General features: G+C 66.1%; 2 protein-coding genes. Both read left to right on the top strand.

Annotated features, from left to right (window positions below; genetic code table 11):
- Positions 1-329: Rrf2 family transcriptional regulator (locus DU29_RS0129035; RefSeq protein WP_028624819.1), on the top strand; the 329-nt coding region annotated here is incomplete at its 5' end.
- 2 nt (positions 330-331) lie between these two features.
- Positions 332-1,137: NAD(P)/FAD-dependent oxidoreductase (locus tag DU29_RS0129030; protein WP_028624820.1), on the top strand; the 806-nt coding region annotated here is incomplete at its 3' end.

Raw genomic sequence — 1,137 nt, 5'->3', positions numbered from 1 at the left:
TCGTCCGGCGCACCATGGGGTATTTGCGAGAAGCGGGCATCGTCACTTCAGATCGAGGCCACGCGGGTGGATGGCGCATCCATGCCGACCTTGGCGCCGTCACCCTGCTCCAGTTGCACGAGGCGCTGGGCGAGCCGGCCATGTTTGCCATAGGCAATCGCAACGAAACACCGGAGTGCCTGGTCGAGCAATCGGTGAATGCCGCGCTCGAAGGCGCCTTTGCCAAGGCCGAGGCGCTGCTGCTGAAACGGTTCTCGGAAATCACTCTGGCCGATCTGGCCGCCGACTTCGCGCGCCGGCATGCGGCAGCACGACGCAAGAGGAGTTGACCATGCACCACGACGTCATCGTCATCGGCGGGAGCTATGCGGGCATGGCCGCCACCCTGCAACTGGTACGAGCGCGCAGGTCCGTGCTGGTGATCGACGCGGGCGAGCGGCGCAATCGCTTTGCCAGCCATTCGCACGGGTTTCTCGGCCAAGATGGCGTCCCTCCCGGCGAGATCGCGGCGAACGCACGTCGCCAGCTCGAAACCTATCCGACGTTGACCTGGCTCGAAGGCCGGGCCGAAGCCGTTTCAGGGCAGGTGGACGAATTCACTGTCACGACGTCCGATGGCGTATCGCACCAAGGCCGCCGCATCCTGCTGGCCACCGGCGTGGCCGACCAGTTACCTCCCATCGCCGGACTCGCAGAGCGCTGGGGCAAGGCGGTCTTCCATTGCCCGTACTGCCATGGCTACGAACTCGGCCAGGGCCGCATCGGCATCATCGGCGCCGGACCGCTGTCCGTCCATCAGGCCGAACTGCTCACCGATTGGGGCGATGTGACCTTGCTCGTCAACGGTGCCGTGGAACTGAGTCAGGAGGCCAGGGCCACTTTGGAACGCCGGGGCGTGACGATCGAGGAGGCGCCCATCGACAGGATTGACGGGCATGCCGACGTGGCGATGACCGACGGACGGCTGTTGCCCTTTGCGGGCCTGTTCACGGCGACGCGCACCGTTCCTTCCGGCTCTCTGGTCGAAGCGATGGGCTGCGCGCTGGAAGAAACGCCCCTCGGCATGCAGGTGCGCACCGACGCCGAGAACAAGACTTCGGTGCCGGGTGTGTTTGCCTGCGGCGATGTGGCCCGGGC

This window comes from Pseudomonas sp. Ant30-3 (assembly GCF_000690905.1).
Taxonomy (GTDB): Bacteria; Pseudomonadota; Gammaproteobacteria; order Pseudomonadales; family Pseudomonadaceae; genus Aquipseudomonas.
Note: the sequence above shows the minus strand (reverse complement) of the source record. Positions and strands in the feature narration are given on the sequence as shown.